This is a genomic window from Bradyrhizobium sp. (assembly GCF_004799405.1).
GTDB lineage: Bacteria > Pseudomonadota > Alphaproteobacteria > Rhizobiales > Xanthobacteraceae > Bradyrhizobium.
The window spans coordinates 1-17,474 of the sequence record NZ_SSMW01000152.1 but is presented as its reverse complement, the minus strand read 5'-3'; the positions used below and the strand labels follow the sequence as shown (position 1 = coordinate 17,474).

The 17,474-nt window shown below is 63.3% G+C and carries 17 protein-coding genes; 11 read left to right on the top strand and 6 right to left on the bottom strand.

Features of this window, described 5'->3' with window-relative positions; genetic code table 11:
• The first annotated feature begins 54 nt into the window (after positions 1–54).
• On the top strand, positions 55–1,290 hold the full coding sequence (locus E7813_RS24445; RefSeq protein ID WP_291577860.1) for a glycosyltransferase family 87 protein: 1,236 nt from the start codon (positions 55–57) through the stop codon (positions 1,288–1,290).
• Positions 1,291–1,537: 247 nt separating this feature from the next.
• Positions 1,538–2,212, top strand: coding sequence for a TetR/AcrR family transcriptional regulator (locus E7813_RS24440; RefSeq protein ID WP_291577859.1), 675 nt, complete (start codon positions 1,538–1,540; stop codon positions 2,210–2,212).
• A gap of 67 nt (positions 2,213–2,279) precedes the next feature.
• Here E7813_RS24440 and pyk read toward each other — a convergent pair whose 3' ends face one another.
• Both pyk and E7813_RS24430 read right to left on the bottom strand, forming a co-directional pair.
• On the bottom strand, positions 2,280–3,716 hold the full coding sequence (pyk, locus tag E7813_RS24435; RefSeq protein ID WP_291577858.1) for a pyruvate kinase: 1,437 nt from the start codon (positions 3,714–3,716) through the stop codon (positions 2,280–2,282).
• Complete coding sequence (locus tag E7813_RS24430) at positions 3,713–4,294, bottom strand: DUF1036 domain-containing protein (protein ID WP_291577857.1); 582 nt, start codon at positions 4,292–4,294, stop codon at positions 3,713–3,715. Before E7813_RS24430 ends, pyk begins: the two co-directional genes overlap by 4 nt.
• A gap of 250 nt (positions 4,295–4,544) precedes the next feature.
• Between E7813_RS24430 and E7813_RS24425 the strand changes: the two genes are divergently transcribed.
• Complete coding sequence (locus E7813_RS24425) at positions 4,545–4,847, top strand: DUF1244 domain-containing protein (RefSeq protein WP_291577856.1); 303 nt, start codon at positions 4,545–4,547, stop codon at positions 4,845–4,847.
• Between the two features lie 252 nt (positions 4,848–5,099).
• Positions 5,100–5,369, top strand: coding sequence for a DUF2312 domain-containing protein (locus E7813_RS24420; protein WP_291577855.1), 270 nt, complete (start codon positions 5,100–5,102; stop codon positions 5,367–5,369).
• A 151-nt stretch (positions 5,370–5,520) separates the two neighbouring features.
• Here E7813_RS24420 and E7813_RS24415 read toward each other — a convergent pair whose 3' ends face one another.
• From E7813_RS24415 to E7813_RS24400, 4 genes are all read right to left on the bottom strand, one after another.
• Entirely contained in the window at positions 5,521–7,137 is a 1,617-nt protein-coding gene (locus E7813_RS24415) for a DUF882 domain-containing protein (RefSeq protein WP_291577854.1), read from the bottom strand.
• Between the two features lie 261 nt (positions 7,138–7,398).
• Positions 7,399–9,522 (bottom strand): L,D-transpeptidase family protein, encoded by a 2,124-nt coding sequence (locus E7813_RS24410; RefSeq protein ID WP_291577853.1) that lies wholly within the window; start codon positions 9,520–9,522, stop codon positions 7,399–7,401.
• A 154-nt stretch (positions 9,523–9,676) separates the two neighbouring features.
• Positions 9,677–9,892: a hypothetical protein gene (locus E7813_RS24405; RefSeq protein ID WP_291577852.1), complete on the bottom strand. Its 216-nt coding sequence runs from the start codon at positions 9,890–9,892 to the stop codon at positions 9,677–9,679.
• Positions 9,893–9,919: 27 nt separating this feature from the next.
• A complete protein-coding gene (locus tag E7813_RS24400) occupies positions 9,920–11,425 on the bottom strand; it encodes a sigma-54 dependent transcriptional regulator (protein ID WP_291577851.1) in 1,506 nt (501 codons plus the stop codon).
• A gap of 148 nt (positions 11,426–11,573) precedes the next feature.
• Between E7813_RS24400 and E7813_RS24395 the strand changes: the two genes are divergently transcribed.
• The 7 genes from E7813_RS24395 to E7813_RS24365 all read left to right on the top strand — a co-directional run bounded on the left by E7813_RS24395 (position 11,574) and on the right by E7813_RS24365 (position 17,441).
• Positions 11,574–13,418 carry a M3 family oligoendopeptidase gene (locus E7813_RS24395; RefSeq protein ID WP_291577850.1) on the top strand — a complete coding sequence of 615 codons (1,845 nt, stop codon included), beginning with the start codon at positions 11,574–11,576 and terminating at the stop codon, positions 13,416–13,418.
• A 101-nt stretch (positions 13,419–13,519) separates the two neighbouring features.
• On the top strand, positions 13,520–13,744 hold the full coding sequence (locus E7813_RS24390; protein WP_100385676.1) for an AbrB family transcriptional regulator: 225 nt from the start codon (positions 13,520–13,522) through the stop codon (positions 13,742–13,744).
• An 11-nt stretch (positions 13,745–13,755) separates the two neighbouring features.
• A complete protein-coding gene (locus tag E7813_RS24385; RefSeq protein ID WP_291577849.1) occupies positions 13,756–14,157 on the top strand; it encodes a type II toxin-antitoxin system death-on-curing family toxin in 402 nt (133 codons plus the stop codon).
• Between the two features lie 99 nt (positions 14,158–14,256).
• On the top strand, positions 14,257–14,409 hold the full coding sequence (locus E7813_RS24380) for an aa3-type cytochrome c oxidase subunit IV (RefSeq protein ID WP_291577848.1): 153 nt from the start codon (positions 14,257–14,259) through the stop codon (positions 14,407–14,409).
• Between the two features lie 134 nt (positions 14,410–14,543).
• Positions 14,544–15,671, top strand: a complete 1,128-nt coding sequence (locus tag E7813_RS24375; RefSeq protein WP_291577847.1) for a Re/Si-specific NAD(P)(+) transhydrogenase subunit alpha — start codon at positions 14,544–14,546, stop codon at positions 15,669–15,671.
• 11 nt (positions 15,672–15,682) lie between these two features.
• Positions 15,683–16,000, top strand: a complete 318-nt coding sequence (locus E7813_RS24370; protein ID WP_291577846.1) for a proton-translocating transhydrogenase family protein — start codon at positions 15,683–15,685, stop codon at positions 15,998–16,000.
• A 43-nt stretch (positions 16,001–16,043) separates the two neighbouring features.
• Complete coding sequence (locus E7813_RS24365) at positions 16,044–17,441, top strand: NAD(P)(+) transhydrogenase (Re/Si-specific) subunit beta (protein WP_291577845.1); 1,398 nt, start codon at positions 16,044–16,046, stop codon at positions 17,439–17,441.
• Positions 17,442–17,474 lie beyond the last annotated feature (33 nt).

Below are 17,474 nucleotides of genomic sequence, written 5' to 3'. Positions count from 1 at the left end.
TGATGGACCAGGCGCGTTCCCGGTGACGCTTCACCGCGCGCGAAAAGGCTTCGCATGGCCATGCCAGTATCCACTGCCGGAATCCCGGAGCAGAACGCCATTCCCGCGCCGCTCATGAACGCTTGCTTCGTGCTGTTCGTTATCAATGCGGCGTTCTTCCCGGCGGCGTTCTCGGCGCATTGGTGGATCTTCGACGAGAAGGGCCTGGGCATCCCGACCGATTTCGTCAACGTCTGGTCCGCCGGCCGCCTGGTGCTCGATGGCCACCCCGCGCTGGCATATGATTGGGATACCCAAAAGCAGGTTCAAATCGCGGTGCTTGGCCAGAGCTATCCGGGCAACTTCGCCTGGCACTATCCGCCGCCGTTTTTGTTCGTGGCGGCCTTGTTGGCGCATTTTCCCTATGCGGTCGCTTTCATCGGCTGGGCTGCGGCCAGCCTCGTGCCTTATCTGGCGGTTATGCGCGCGATCGTCGGGCGGCCCTTCGGCCTGTTGCTGGCGGCGGCGTTTCCGGTGGTGCTCACCAATGCGCTGGTCGGGCAGAACGGTTTCCTCACGGCGTCGCTGATCGGCGGCACGCTTTACCTGCTGCCGGCGCGGCCGGTGTTGGCAGGCATTTGCCTGGGCCTGCTGAGTTACAAGCCGCAATACGGATTGCTGTTTCCGCTGGTGCTGATCGCGGCTTCGCAATGGACGGTGTTCGTCACGGCAGGCCTGGTGGCGGTCGGCATGGCATTTACGTCCTGGCTCGCCTTCGGCACCGAGAGCTGGCAGGCGTTCTTTCACTGGATGCCGATGTTCTCGCAGGCCTTCCTGACCGAGGGCCGCGCGCCCTGGGGCAAGATGCAGAGCATCTTCGCGCTGGTGCGCTATTTCGGCGGCCCCGAGCCGCTGGCGTGGGTGTTTCAATGGATCATGAGCGGCGCGGTGGCGGTGCTGCTGGCGCTGATGTGGCGCAGCCGCATTTCCTATTCCCTGAAGGCCGCCGCTCTTGCGACCGGCACCTTGCTGATCACGCCGTACCTGTTTCTGTACGACCTGATGGTGTTGGCGATCGCGGTGGCATTCCTGGTCCGGATCGGATTGAGCGAAGGCTTCCAGCGCTACGAATTGCCGGCACTCGGACTGGCCGCAGCACTCCTGGTGTTCTATCCGCTGTTGGGCGCGCCGACGGGCTTTGGAGCGACGCTGATCGTATCGGGCCTGATCGCGGGACGGTGCGGGCTTTGGCGCCGCCGCGCAGTACCGTCACCAAAGATCGGCTTGGCAGCGCCGTACGAACTTCGGTGACACCGCAAGAACGCCGCGCATCCCTATCTGGAATTGGTCCGGGCCTCGCCAAAGAAGCTCGGGTGCCGTTCATTCCTTTGCCCGCGATGTCCGGACGGCATATCCCTCAAGGCTCAGACCGTCGCCAAATACCTTGCCAGATCGCATGAATAGGTGTTCAGTTCTTCAAAAGCGATGTGTTCGCTCAGAAGCACTAAAGACGCGCCTGATGCCATAGGCATTCGGGCGCCGGGACTGGAAACGCGCCATGGTCTATCGGCGGACCCATCAGGTGGTGAAGCGCCTTGCTGCACGGCGCAGTGCCATTCTCGCGGCGGCGCGGGATGCCGCCGCCGACGGCGGCATGGCCGCGGTGCAGATCGCGCCGGTCGCGATTCGCGCCAACGTCGCCGCCGGCACCGTCTACCGCTATTTCCCCTCCAAGGCCGATCTGATTTCCGAACTGATCGCCGACGTTTCGCGCGATGAACTGGCCGCGATCCGCCGTGCGGCGGACGCCGCGCCCGGACCCTCCTCGGCGCTGGCGGCCGCCGTCACCACCGTTGCGGTGCATGTGCTGTCGCAGCGCAAGCTTGCATGGGGCATCCTGGCCGAGCCGGTCGATGTTGATGTCACCGCGTCGCGGCTGGCAAGCCGCCGCGAGATATCGGGCGAGATCGGTGCGCGGATCGAAGCTGCCGTGCGTGCCGGACATTTGCCGGCGCAGGATACCGCCTTGGCCGCGACCGCGCTGCTCGGTGCGCTGCATGAATCGCTGGTCGGCCCGTTGGCGCCGGACAATTTGGATGATCCCGCAAAGCTGCGCGATGCCGTCCAGACCGTGACGCTGCTGGCGCTGCGCGCCGTCGGCGTGATGGACGCCCGCGCCCGCGGCCTCGTCGTGCAGGCGGTGCTGCCGGCCAAGGCGCTGGTGGGGGCGTAGCATTCATGCTTGCCCGCTATCGCCACTGCGCAAGCCCAGGCCTCATGCCGCGGTGTTTGACGGCAGCTCACATATCGGCGTCGCCGCCGGGGCCGACATAGGCAATGCGCAACATGTTGGTGGCGCCGGGAGTGCCGAGCGGCACGCCCGCGACGATGATGACGCGCTGTCCGGCCTTGGCAAAGCCGTCTCTGAAGGCGATGGAGCCGGCGCGGTTGACCATGTCGTCCAGGTCCTTCGCGTCCTCGGCGACGACGCAATGCACGCCCCACACCGCCGATAGCTTGCGCCCGGTGGCGAGGTTCGGCGTGATCGCCACCACAGGCGGCTTCGGGCGCTCGCGCGCGACGCGCAAGGCGGTCGATCCCGAACTGGTCCAGCAGATGATCGCGGACAGATCGAGCGTTTCGGCGATTTGCCGCGCGGCGTCCGCAATGGCGTCGCCGACAGTCGGTTCCGGTTCCGCCCGCTGCGCATTGAGAACGCCGCGATAGGTCGGGTCGCGCTCCACCTCTTCGCCGATGCGGTTCATCGTCGAGACCGCTTCGGCCGGGAATTTGCCGGCGGCCGATTCGGCCGACAGCATGATGGCGTCGGCGCCTTCATAGACCGCGGTAGCGACGTCGGATACTTCGGCGCGCGTCGGCACCGGCGACTGGATCATCGATTCCAGCATTTGCGTTGCGACCACCACCGGCTTGCCGGCGCGCCGTGCCAGCCGCGTCATCTGCTTCTGCAGACTTGGCACCCGCTCGAGCGGCAACTCGACGCCGAGATCGCCGCGCGCCACCATCAGCGCGTCGGAGACTTCAATGATTTCGGGGAGCCGGTCGATCGCCTGCGGCTTTTCGATCTTGGCCATCACGGCGGCGCGGCCGCGGATCATTTTCTTGGCTTCGACGACATCCTCGGCGCGTTGCACGAAGGAGAGCGCGACCCAGTCGATTCCCGTCGCCAGAGCTGCTTCCAGATCCGAGCGGTCCTTCGGCGTCATCGCCGATACCGGCAGATCGGTATCGGGCAGGCTGACGCCCTTGCGGTCCGACATCTTGCCGCCGATCACGACGCGGGTGACGGCGCGCTCCGGAGAGGTTTCCTCGGCGATCAGGCGCACCTTGCCGTCGTCGAGCAGCAAAGCGTGACCGGGTCTCAGGGCTGCGAGGATTTCCGGATGCGGGAGCTGGACGCGGGTGTTGTCGCCGGGCGCCTGGTTGGAATCCAGCACAAAACTTTGGCCGTTATTGAGTTGGGTCGAGCCTTCGGCGAACGATCCGAGGCGGAGTTTTGGGCCTTGCAAGTCGACCAGAATGCCGATCGGCCGGCCGTAGCTGCTCTCGACGTTGCGGATGGTCTTGACCAGTTCGCGCATCTTGTCGTGCGAGGTATGGCTCATATTGATGCGGAAGACGTCGGCGCCGGCTTCGAACAGCCGGCGAATCATCGCCGCATCCGAGGAGGCGGGACCGAGCGTTGCAAGGATCTTGATGCGGCGCAGGCGTCTCATGGCTTGCTTCCGGGCGCTGGGCCTGGCGGCAGGCCAGACGCGCCCGGAGGCGTTCCGCCCGGTGCATTGGGCAGGCCGGGCGGCCCGCCCGGCGGATTGGATATTCCCGGAACGTTTCCGCCTGGACCGATCGTCCCGGGGATTCCCGGCACGCGCTGTGCGGGCTGTTCGTTGGATTCGGTCAGTTGCACGGTCCAGGCGCGCTGCTCGCCGGTATCGACCTCGAAGAAACCGGTGCGGTCGAAACCCCGCGCCAGGCAATTCTCGGTGCCCTTGATGGTGAATTCCTTGTCGCGCGAACACATGAAGGCTTGTCCCGACCATTCGCCGCCGCGATCGTAATCGAGCGCGTAGATGTAATAGAACCGAGCCACCAGCGTACCGCGCAGCAAGGTCTCGCAAGCCCGCGACGACACGTTCCACCAGCCCTCGGTGGTCCAGCCCTCGGCGTCCTTGTAGCCCAGCGCTATGCCGACCCGGCTTGAGGTGTTGTTGCAGAGACGAAAGTCCGCCGCCGCCGGACTGTTCCACAGACACAGCACCGTGAACGCCAATACCGGCATTAAACCGGCGGTCATGCGAACAGGGAATGGATGGGGGCGATGAGAATTGTTTGGGATCATTTAATGAAGCTATATCAATTCGTTGATGATTTCGCGAGGGCAAGCCAAGACTGTCACCGGCAGGGAGGCATTTCAGGCCATGGGTAGCCGAAATTCTGCTCCTTGGCGCTCCCTTTGGGCTGCGATATGGCAAAATCTGTGACAACTCCCACCTAATATCAATATCCTCCCTGGAAAACGGCGAGATAACAAACGAGATACGGCCATGGCGATTGACGACAAAACCAGAACGGAACTTGAAGCCGCGGTGTTCCGGCGCCTTGTCGAGCATCTGCGCAGCCGCAGCGACGTCCAGAACATCGACCTGATGAATCTCGCGGGCTTCTGCCGCAACTGCCTGTCGAACTGGCTCAAGGACGAAGCCGACGCCAAGGGCCTGCCAATGAGCAAGGACGACAGCCGCGAAGCGGTCTACGGCATGCCCTACGAGACATGGAAGGCCACCCATCAGGCTACGGCCAGCCCCGAGCAACTCGCCGCGATGAAGAAAGCCCCAAGCGGGCATTGATCCTTCCCGGTTTGCAAACCGGCCATCCGCGTCTTGTTGTTGTCGCGCCGTCGAGACACGCCCGGGTCAAGCCCGAGCACGACGAACCACGCCGAAGAAATTTTTCTCCTGTGGGCGCGCTGTGGATGAGCGCGATGTTGCCTTGACGCAAGGCATCGCACTCTTGAGGGTCATTTTGGGAATGCGGCGTGCGGCAAAGCGTGCGGCGCTTTCCTTCAAGCCTCCAACCATCAGTTCATTCAGGAGTACCCGATGGCCACCTCCGCCGCCGTCAAGGAAGCGCCCGCGACGAAATTCGCCAAAGACCAGCTCAAGGCCATCATCGAGCGCATCGAACGGCTGGAAGAAGAAAAGAAGACGATCTCCGACGATATCCGCGACGTCTATGCGGAGTCCAAAGGCAACGGTTTCGACGTCAAGGCGCTGCGCACCATTGTGCGCCTGCGCAAGCAGGACGCCAACGAGCGGGCCGAACAGGAAACCATCCTGGAAACCTATATGCAGGCGCTGGGGATGCTGTGAGGCCGAGTGATGGTGTCATACGCGGGCTTGACCCGCGTATCCATCAACCCTCAAACGATTCTTACGAAGCGGATGGATTGCCGGGCCTTCGCCTCGCCGGAGGGCTTCGGCCCCGCAGGCGGGTCAAGCCGGGCAATGACTAAAGTGCGCCTCAGCGCAGCGATGCGGTTCGCAGCAGGAACGACTGGGTCGCAAGCGTCGCGGTGGCCGATCCGGTAAACCGGTCGCTGGCCATTCCCATCTGCGGGTCATCCGAGAAGCTCATCGTGACCACGGCCTGCGGCTTGACGAAATGTTCGCGCAACAAGGTCAAGTCGGCGTCGCCCAGCATCGTCGACGACATCGACGTGCTGGCGCTCGGCGCCAGGATCATGGCGCGCATCCAGATGTCGTTGCCCGTGGCCGCCGCGATCCGTGTCGATGTCGCAATCGCGCCAGCCTGACCCTGCAACCCCTTGCCAACGACCGTGGTGACATTGGTGACGGCCATCGGGTTGCGGTTGCGGGGAGCCGATGCCGGCCGGGCGCTGTGGGGAACGGGTGCGCTGGCCGCGACGATGGTTGAGCGGTCAAGCGGTGCAGTGGAAGCCGGCGCGTAAGCCAGCGCTTGGAGCGCGGAAACGCTGGCGGTCGATTGCGGATCGGCGGCGGCCAGCGCCTGACGGGCACTGATGGCGGCGACCTGCGCGGGCGTTGCCTGGTTCGGTGTTGCGGGGGCGTCGCCCCAGAAGCCGCGGGCATTGATGATGTCGGCCGGCGTCTGCGGTTTCGCCTCGGCCTTCTCAGCCGAAGCGGTCTGCCCAGCTTTTTCGGGCTGCGCGACCCGTGCGTCGGCCGAAGCCAGTTGCAAGGTCGAGCCGGCCTTGGGTTTTGAGCGCGGCGCCGGCACGGCGTCGGCGGATTTGGCGGCGGGGGCGGCGGGCACAGGGGCAGCCGGAACAGTCTTTTCGCTGACCTCAGGAGCGCCGGCACCCTCGTCGTCTTCGTCGTTCGACTTGCCCTTGAACAAGGCGGCGAACAGGCCCGGTTTGCTTCCGGTCGGTTCAATGTCGCCACTGTCGCCGCGTTTTTCGATGTCGGCGCGGGCAAGCTGATAGCCGGGCAGCGGACGGCCGTCGGAGGGGACATGCACGGTACGGCCGTCGGGGAATACGCGCACCAGTTGATCGTGGGTCATGCGCGGCCAGTGACGAATGCTGCCGGTATCGAGATGAACGAAAGGCGATCCCGAGGTCGGGTAGAAGCCGACGCCGCCGCGCTGCAGGCGAAGCCCGGCGAAGCGGATTTTCTCCAGCGGCACGTCCGGGATGAAGAAATCCATGGCGTGGCCGAGCATGTGCTGGCTGAAGCGCGCCACGCCGGAAGAACGGCGGCGGAGCATGGCGTTGGTGGCGGGCGAACGGTAGGACGAAATGATCTGGATCGGCTTCTGGCCGTCGACGTCGCGATAGACTTCCCAGAGAATGTCGAACAGGTGACGATCCATCGTGGTCTGGTCCTGGCTGCGCCAGTCGCGGAGATAGTGATTGAGCTGTTTCAGCGCCTCTTCGTCGTAGCGCCCGTCGCGCTTGAAGGTGACGGTGAGGTCTTCGCCGGAATGGGTGTGGTGGAACGAGAGGGTGCGGGTATCGTTCAGCGCGGTGGCGTCGTGGACGGATCCGGCCCCCATCAGAAGCAACAATGAAGTCAGGCCGGCGTGACACCCGGCCTTCGACAACGACAGCGATTTGAATTGGCGTGCGAAACCAGTCAGCACGTAAGAACCCACCCAGAAGACGACGACCGATCGAGAGACTCCTCCGCTGCCCCGGGCGGCGAAAGAGGGTGAACATAGTCTTAACGCGGGAGGGTTAACCGATATTTACTTCCCACCCCCACCAAGGCCTTAACCTAACCCGCCGACTGTGGCGAAAAAGTGCCCGCTGCTTAAATCGGGGTGGAGAATGGTTAATGCAAAGGCCTCGCCCAAATGGGCGAGGCCTTTGATCTTGTTAGGTATTTCCAGTCAGCGCCGGAATGGGGCGACCCGTCACCGGACAACCGATCGGCGCGGCTTGCGGCCCGGGGGCGCCGGAGCCGGTGTCGGACCCCCGAACAGCCGTTCGAAGAACGACGGGCCCGAGAAGGTATTGTCGCTGGCAAAGCTGACACCCGGCGGCAGGGTCGGATGGCCGCCGCCGTAGGCCGGCTGCGAATGCGCCACCACGTTTTCGAGATCCTTGGTCCTGCTGCGCAGCAGCGCCAGCATGGTGGCGTCGCGGCCATAGACGTCCTTGCGGAATTGCAGTTTGCCGGCGTCGTCCACGAACGCCGTCTGGTAGGTGATATTGACCGGGATCGGCGTCGGGAATTTGAGGTCGATCTCGGCATGGCCGTACATGGCGCGGATCTTGTCCGGGGTGTAATGCCCGTTCGGTTCGGTGATGTTGAGCAGGGTCGCGGCGTACTGATCCGGATTCTGCACCCGCATGCAGCCATGACTGAAGGCGCGGTCTTCCTTGGCGAACAGTTCCTTGTTCGGGGTGTCGTGCTGATAGACCAGGAACTTGTTCGGGAAATTGAAGCGGATGCGGCCGAGCGCGTTGGCTTCGCCGGGGGGCTGCGAAATGTGAATGCTGCCGTCGCGGGCGCGGTCGAGCTTCAATCCCATGCGCGTCAGCACGGTGGGATCCTGGGCCAGCGCCGGCAGATACTCGTTGTAGATGATCGACGGCGGCACGTTCCAGGTCGGATTGACCGTGATGAACTTCATGGTCTCGGTCAGCAGCGGCGTTGCATGAACGCCGGGCTGGCCGGTCACCACCTTGGTGGTCCAGACCTGCGCGCCGTTCTGCATCACCTTGAGGGTATAATCGGGGATGTTGAGAATGACATAGGCATTGCCGATCGGGGCAGCGCCGAGTTCGCGCGGCAGCCAGCGCCAGCGCTCCATGTTGACGATCACGATGTCGATCTGCTTGTCGCGCTTCGGGCTGTTGATGGCCTTGACGGTCTTGTCGTCCAGGATGCCGGTGGGCTTGAGTTCGGCGCCCTCCTGGAATTTGCGCACGGCCTCGGCGACCTTGGCATCGTAGTGGGTGTCGTCGGCGTTGTCGGAGATGCCGAGCTTGGCGCGCAGTTGCGGCACGCGCGCATCTTCCATTTCGACCGCGGGCTGCTTCTTGCCGCGCGCGGGCGTGAACTTGAGCGCCGGCCCATCGGCAATCTGCACGACCGGCCCATCGCCCTGGCCGCGCAGCTCGGCGAGCTTCGCCTTCAATTCGCGATAGAGTTTTTGCGGCGGGTTGTAGCTTTCCAGCGCCGCGGATGCATCCTTGGCCGTGGTGACAGTGGCCAGCACTTCGGCAGCATCGGTCGGGTGCTCGGGATAAAGGATATCGGCGCTGACCTGCGACCAGTGCATCCGGCCGCTCTGCGCCTGGCGTGCGTAATCCAGCATGCTGGCGGTCAGTTTCAGATCGGCTTCCGCAAGCGCATCCGGCGAGGTCGCCGCGGTGAAATCGGGAACCGGATAATCGGCCGCGTTCAAGCCGTCGGAAGCGGCATCCTTGAGCCGGGCGATGACGGCTTTGCCGCTCTCGGTCACGGTGCCGGCCTGGGTCCATAGCGGAGCAAATTCGCGCGCGGTGTAAAACTTCTCGACCGCCGTCCGTTCAGCCTTGCGGTCGAAATAGCGCAACGATTTCGCGCCCAGCATGTCATGCAGTTTGTCGGCGACCGGCTGGTCTGCCGGCGGGACGTTGCTGGCCGCCTTTACCGGTTCCTCTGCGGGCGGTGTTACGGCCGCTGCTGGAGGCGACGCGGGAGTCGTGGTCGCGGTGTCGGTTTTGCCGGTGTCGGGGGCTGGCAGGGCGACAACATCGGCCGGCTTGGTTTCCGTGGCCTTCTCGGTGGCTTTGGTTTCGGTCGTCTTGGTCTCGGTCGTCGTGGTGGGCACAGACGCCGTGGTGTCGGGCTTGAAGTCGTTGATGGTCGGCGGCGGGACGTTGGCGGGTTCGGGGCGCGGTATCGCCGCGTCGATCGCGAGTTCGGCGGCGCTGCGGGCCGAGTCCGATTGAGCCAACGCCGAGGTCGCGGACACCGTGAGGAAGGTCGCCGCGACGGCCATCAGCACGCGGTCAAATCCGGCACGGTTCTTTGAACAATCAAGCATCGTCACACCCCTCGGGCGAAACTGCCCCGGCATGGAACAGCTCTTGAGTACCTTCCGTCACAGCTTTCGCCAAAGCGCCGGCTGATCGGTTCGAAAGCGCATTCAATCAACGTCATCGGTTCGCGTCTGAATGTGCTTCCGATCTCCAACATCGCTACGCGTGCACATCATGAATCATAAGACGATACACGCGCCCCCCGCATGCAGCCAGCACGGCGCGAGGCAACTCACGACAAACTGACTTCAAAGCACCCTCTTGGCAACGGATGCGCGCTTTTGCCACGCGCTTTTCCGTTTGTCTGTCACCGCCAAGCCACGGTTCAAATGTTCCGGAAAAGGCCAGTGGCATCAGCCGCTTGGTTTCAGACATGGCAGGGCCGCAATCGCGCATTTCCCGTCAACTCGCCTCATTCGTTCCGCCGGCGGCCGGATCGTCGGCGGCGGCCTCGTCGAGCTTGCGATAAAGCGTGGAGCGGCCGATTTTCAATCGGCGCGCGACCTCGGACATCTGCCCCCGATAATGCGAGATCGCGAACCGGATGATCTCGGTCTCCATCTCCTCGAGAGGGCGCACTTCACCGGTGTTCGTCAGCATCGCCAGCGTGCCGGCGGAGGGGAGTGGCGCGATAGGTATTTCATTACCTGAAACCATGGCGGGCGCAGTTGAATGGAAGGCAGGTTCGACGATCAGCGGCTCGCCATGCTGGTGGTGTGCCGGGGACGATTGCGCCGCGGCCTGCGGGAAATCCGTCACCCCGAGTTGGTCGCTGTCGCTCATGACCACGGCGCGATAGACCGCGTTTTCAAGCTGGCGGATATTGCCGGGCCACTCGAGTTGCGACAACAGCGCCATCGCCTCGCCGCTGATGCCGGTAATGGGGCGGTTTTCCTCGGCGCAAAATCTCGCCAGGAAATGCCGCAGCAGGTGTGGGATGTCTTCGCGTCGCATCCGCAGGGGCGGAATCGTCAGCGGCAAGACATGGAGGCGATAGAACAGATCTTCCCGGAATTGCCCGCTTTTGACTCGGTCGAGCAGTTTGCGGTTGGTCGCGGAAATGATGCGGACGTCGACTTTCACCGGCTTGCGCCCGCCCACCGCCTCGACCGCGCCTTCCTGCAGCGCGCGAAGCAGCTTCACCTGGGCTGCCAGCGGCAATTCCGAGACTTCGTCGAGGAACAGCGTGCCGCCGGAGGCTTCGACGAATTTGCCCATGTGGCGTTCGGTGGCGCCGGTGAAGGCGCCTTTCTCGTGACCGAACAGGATCGACTCCACGAGATTGTCGGGGATCGCGCCGCAATTGACTGCAACGAACGGTTTTGATTTGCGCTCGCCGCTGCCGTGGATGGCGCGTGCGAACAGTTCCTTGCCGACGCCGGATTCGCCTTCGACCAGCACCGGAATCGTGGAGGCGGCGGCCTTTTGCGCCGTCTTGAGCACGCCCGCCATCGCCTCGCTGCGGGTGATGATGTCGGCAAAGGTCAACTTGCCTTCGCGGCTGTGCCGGATGCGCTGCAGTTCGCCCTTCAGCGCGCTGGCATTGAGCGCATTGCGCAGCGACACCTGCAGCCGCTCGATGCCGACCGGCTTGACCACGAAATCCTGGGCGCCGGCGCGCATCGCCGATATCACATTGTCGATGCCGCCATGCGCGGTCTGCACGATGACGGGGATGTTGAGGCCGGCCTCGCGGATTTTTGCCAGCACGCCCATGCCGTCGAGGCCGGGCATCACCAGATCGAGCACCAGGGCATCGATCGCCGGTGCGTCCGGCGCGGTCAGCATGGCAAGGGCCGCGTCGCCGCTATCGACGACGAGCGTCTCATAGCCGGATTTCTGCACCATGTTTTCGACCAGGCGGCGCGCCACCGCATCGTCATCGGCAATCAAAATGCTGGCAGCCATGGCATTCCCCACACCTTACAACTATCTGTCTCGAATCGGGGCACTCTGGCTGATGCCGATTAACACCCGCTTAAACGTTGACGTTCCGCTACCGTGCTGCGGCGGTAGCTGTCTTTCAGGTTGATACGCATAGACAGGTTCGAACAAGATGACCTCGCGCTCCTCATCGGCATCCCGCAAACCGGCGGCCAAACGCAAATCAAACGTCAAGACCAGGACCGGGAAGCTGCCGGAATGGAACCTGGGCGACCTCTATTCCGGTATCGACGCGCCGGAAGTTGCGCGCGACCTCGACAAGATGGACGCAGAATGCGTCGCGTTTGAGACCGACTACAAGGGCAAGCTGGCGGAGCAGGCGGGCAAGGAGGGCGGCGGAAAGTGGCTCGCCGAGGCGGTCAGGCGCTACGAGACGATCGACGATCTCGCCGGGCGTCTCGGATCCTATTCCGGGTTGGTTCATGCCGGCGACAGCGTCGATCCCGCGATCTCGAAATTCTACGGCGACGTTTCCGAGCGGCTGACGATGGCGTCGGTGCACCTATTGTTCTTTGCGCTCGAGTTCAACCGCATCGATGACGCCGTGATCGAGCGCGCGATGCAAACGCCCGAACTCGGACATTATCGCCCGTGGATCGAGGATCTGCGCAAGGACAAGCCGTATCAGCTCGAGGATCGCGTCGAGCAGCTGTTTCACGAGAAATCCCAGAGCGGCTATACCGCCTGGAACCGGTTGTTCGATCAAACCATCTCGGGCCTGCGCTTTGGGGTCTCGGGCCGCGACCTGGCGATCGAGCCGACGCTGAACCTGCTGCAGGACCGCGCGCCGGGAAAACGCAAGGCGGCCGCACAGGCGTTGGCGAAAACCTTCAAGGCCAACGAGCGTACGTTTGCGCTCATCACCAATACGCTCGCCAAGGACAAGGAAATTTCCGACCGCTGGCGCGGTTTCGAGGACGTCGCGGATTCGCGGCATCTGGCCAATCGCGTCGAGCGTGAGGTTGTCGATGCGCTGGTAGGCTCGGTCCGCGCCGCCTATCCGCGGCTGTCGCATCGCTATTACCGGCTGAAGGCGGGCTGGTTCAAGAAGAAGAAACTCGCGCATTGGGATCGCAATGCGCCCCTGCCGTTTGCCGCCACCGGCAGCATCGGCTGGCCCGACGCCAAGAACATGGTGCTGACGGCCTACCGCGGGTTCTCGCCCGAAATGGCCGACATCGCCGAGCGGTTTTTCACCGATCGCTGGATCGATGCGCCGGTGCGGCCCGGCAAGGCGCCGGGTGCGTTCTCGCATCCCACCACGCCCTCGGCGCACCCCTATGTTTTGATGAACTATCAGGGCAAGCCGCGCGACGTGATGACACTCGCGCATGAACTCGGCCACGGTGTGCATCAGGTATTGGCGGCAAAGAACGGCGCGCTGATGGCGCCGACGCCGCTGACGCTTGCCGAGACCGCCAGCGTGTTCGGCGAGATGCTGACTTTCAAGCGGCTGTTGGCGCAGACCGGCAGCGTCCGGCAGCGCCAGGCGCTGCTCGCCGGAAAGGTCGAGGACATGATCAACACCGTGGTGCGGCAGATCGCGTTCTATTCATTCGAGCGAGCCGTCCACACCGAGCGGCGCAGCGGCGAGTTGACGGCAAAGCGCATCGGCGAAATCTGGCTCGGCGTGCAGAGCGAGAGCCTCGGGCCGGCGATCGACATCAAGCCGGGCTACGAGAATCTCTGGATGTATATTCCGCATTTCATCCATTCGCCGTTCTACGTCTACGCCTATGCGTTCGGCGATTGCCTGGTGAACTCGCTCTATGCGGTCTACGAGCACGCGTCGGACGGATTCGTCGAGCGCTACCTGGCGATGCTGGCCGCCGGCGGCACCAAGCACTATTCCGAGTTGCTCAAACCGTTCGGCCTCGATGCCAAGGATCCCGAATTCTGGGATGGCGGGCTGTCGGTGATCGCCGGGATGATCGATGAGCTGGAGAATATGGGCTAAATAATCTGTATTACAGATGTTGAACGCACTCAAAGGGTATGTTATACAGATGTATAACATACCCTTTGACATTTCGTGCCACACGCGAGGGAGAACAGACCATGAAAATAGAAATCAAGAAAATCGGTAATTCCGATGGCTTGCTATTGCCTCGTGAATTGATGCAGCGGCTCGATCTCAAGCGGGGTCAGGAACTGCACATTACCGAACTTGCCGGAGGTGGATTTCAGGCGATGCCTTACGATCCCGATTTCGAGAAGACCATGGAGATCGCAGACCAGATTATGGACAAGTACCGCGATACGCTCGCGGCGCTTGCAAAATAGACGGAGCAGACGTGAGCGAGCCGAAAGAGCCGCGTTGGATCACCTATGAGCAAGCCATCGCAATCCATAGCCGTCAACTGCGTCGCTTCGGCGGGGCACCCGGCTTGCGCGACGAAGGCATGCTGCGATCAGCGCTCGAACGTCCGATCAACAAATGGCGCTATGAACAGTCAGACATGGCTGAACTGGCGGCAGCCTATGCATTTGGGCTGGCGAAAAATCACGCCTTCGTCGACGGCAATAAGCGCATCGCCTTCATGGCCATGATGGGTTTTCTGCTCAAGAACGGTGTTGCTTTCGACCCCAACCCCGCGCAGTCCACGTCCATCATCCTTGCACTTGCGGCCGGCGAAGTGAGCGAAGAAAGCCTGACGCGCTGGATCAGGGACAACTGGCCGTCCGAGAGCTCCTGAATAGCTGTGCAGCCGGCGTCCAAATGCTGCATCGCCGTTGCTCTCTTATCGCGATTGCGGTAATTCCACGCCGGATGTGAGCATTGACCGGGGAGAACGATGGCAGAGCATAGCGAAGTCGCCTACACCACCGCGGACGGCAACGATTACGTGGCCCATGAGCAGACTTATGAAGGGTTCATCAAGCTGGTGAAATACGGCACCGGCACCGTCGTCGTGATCCTCGCCTTGATGGCGTTTTTCCTGACCTGATCCATTGCCGGTCGCCGCCGCCCAAAGGCGCGATTCGAACAATTGCCCGCGAGGCCGGCCGCAAAACCGGTATCGATCTTTCCGCAAAAAGCGCTAGTTTGCTCGCGCGCGTGCCTCGCGCCGCCGGAGGCCCCATGAAGATTGCCGTTGCCAAGGAAATCGATCCTTCCGAGCCCAGGGTCGCGGCTTCGCCCGACACGGTGAAGAAATTCAGGGCGCTCGGCGTCGATATCGCCGTCGAGCCCGGCGCCGGCATCAAGTCGGGCCTGCCGGATTCGGAATTCACCGCGGCCGGTGCCGTCGTCAGCGCCGATGCGCTGAAAGACGCCGACATCGTCATCAAGGTGAAGCGCCCTGAGTCTTCCGAACTTGCCAACTACAAGCGCGGCGCGCTGGTCATCGCCATCATGGATCCATATGGCAACGACGCGGCGCTAAAGGCGATGGCGGATGCCGGTATCTCGGCGTTCGCGATGGAATTGATGCCGCGCATCACGCGCGCGCAGGTGATGGACGTGCTTTCGAGCCAGGCCAATCTGGCCGGCTATCGCGCGGTGATCGAGGCGGCGGAAGCCTTCGGTCGCGCCTTTCCGATGATGATGACGGCGGCAGGCACCGTCCCGGCGGCCAAGGTGTTCGTGATGGGCGTCGGCGTGGCCGGCCTGCAGGCGATCGCGACCGCGCGGCGGCTTGGCGCCGTCGTCACCGCGACCGACGTGCGGCCCGCGGTGAAGGAGCAGGTCGAAAGTCTTGGCGCCAAATTCCTCGCGGTCGAGGATGAGGAATTCAAGCAGGCTGAAACTGCCGGCGGCTACGCCAAGGAAATGTCCAAGGAGTACCAGGCCAAGCAGGCGGCGCTCACCGCCGAGCACATCAAGAAGCAGGACATCATCATCACGACCGCGCTGATCCCGGGCCGGCCCGCGCCGCGCCTCGTCACCGCCGAGATGGTGAAGTCGATGAAGCCCGGTTCGGTGCTGGTCGATCTGGCGGTCGAGCGCGGCGGCAATGTCGAGGGCGCCCGGGCCGGCGAGGTTGCCGATGTCGGCGGCATCAAGATCGTCGGTTACACCAACGTCGCCGGCCGCGTTGCGGCCTCGGCTTCGAGCCTTTACGCGCGCAATCTTTTTTCCTTTATCGAGACGCTGGTCGACAAGTCGACCAAGGCACTCGACGTGAAATGGGACGACGAATTGGTCAAGGCCACCGCGCTCACCAAAGACGGCGCGGTCATTCATCCGAACTTCCAGCCGAAAGCATAAGGAGAGCCGTCATGGATCATATCGCGCAGGCCGTCGATCCCTTCGTGTTCCGGCTCTCGATTTTCGTGCTCGCCGTATTTGTCGGCTATTTCGTGGTGTGGTCGGTAACCCCTGCGCTGCATACGCCGCTGATGTCGGTGACCAACGCGATCTCTTCGGTGATCGTGGTCGGCGCGCTGCTCGCGGTTGGCGTCGCGATGGTCGGCAGCGGCGGAGCATGGGCGCGCGGCTTCGGCTTCGTGGCGCTGATCTTTGCATCGGTAAATATTTTCGGCGGCTTTCTGGTGACCCAGCGCATGCTGGCGATGTACCAGAAGAAAAAGAAGTAAGCGGTGTGCACCTCGTGGTGACGAAGACAATGGGGGCCTCTAGATGAGCGCCAATCTTGCTGCGGTTTTATACCTCGTCGCCGGCGTGCTGTTCATCCTGTCGCTGCGCGGGCTGTCAAGTCCGGCGTCATCCCGCCGGGGCAACTTCCTCGGCATGATCGGCATGGCGATCGCGGTGGCGACCACGCTCGCCGCGCATTCGCCGGCCGACGGCATCGGCTGGCTGTTGGTCGTTCTCGGCGTTGCCATCGGCGGCAGCATTGGTGCTGTGATCGCGCGCCGGGTGCCGATGACCTCGATGCCGGAACTGGTCGCGGCGTTTCACTCGCTGGTCGGCATGGCCGCGGTGCTGGTCGCGGCCGGTGCGTTCTACGCGCCCGAGGCCTTCGATATCGGCACGCCTGGCCATATCCATCCGCAAAGCCTCGTTGAAATGTCGCTCGGCGTCGCCATCGGCGCGCTGACCTTTACCGGTTCGGTGATCGCGTTCCTGAAGCTTTCGGGGCGCATGAGCGGCGCGCCGATCATCCTGCCGGCGCGTCACATCATCAACATCGCGCTCGGCATAGCGCTGGTGGTGTTCATCGTCGGCCTCGTATTATCGGGCGCCGCGCTCGACTTCTGGCTGATCACCATCATTGCACTCGCCCTCGGCGCGCTCCTGATCATCCCGATCGGCGGCGCCGACATGCCGGTGGTGATCTCGATGCTGAACTCGTATTCCGGCTGGGCGGCCGCCGGCATCGGCTTCACGCTCGGCAATTCGGCGCTGATCATCACCGGTGCGCTGGTGGGTTCATCCGGCGCGATCCTGTCCTACATCATGTGCCACGCCATGAACCGCTCCTTCATCTCGGTGATCCTCGGCGGCTTCGGCGGCGAGACGGCAGCCGCGGGCGGCGCCGGTGCCGAAGTGCGTCCGGTGAAACTCGGCTCGGCGGATGACGCTGCCTTCATCATGAAGAATGCGCAGAAGGTCATCATCGTGCCCGGCTATGGCATGGCGGTGGCGCAGGCACAGCATGCGCTGCGCGAGATGGCAGACCGGCTCAAGAAGGAAGGCGTCGAGGTCAAATACGCTATCCATCCCGTCGCCGGCCGCATGCCCGGCCACATGAACGTGCTGCTCGCCGAAGCCAATGTGCCCTATGACGAGGTGTTCGAGCTTGAGGACATCAATTCGGAATTCGCCCAGGCCGACGTCGCCTTCGTGATCGGCGCCAACGACGTCACCAACCCGGCCGCCGAAGAGGACAAGACCTCGCCGATCTACGGCATGCCGGTGCTGCAGGTCTGGAAGGCCGGCACCGTGATGTTCATCAAGCGCTCGCTGGCGTCAGGTTATGCCGGCATCGACAATCCGTTGTTCTATCGCGACAACACCATGATGCTGCTCGGCGACGCCAAGAAGATGACCGAGAACATCGTCAAGGCGCTGTGACGAAGCCGAGCCATGCTTCCGCTCCGTCAGCCA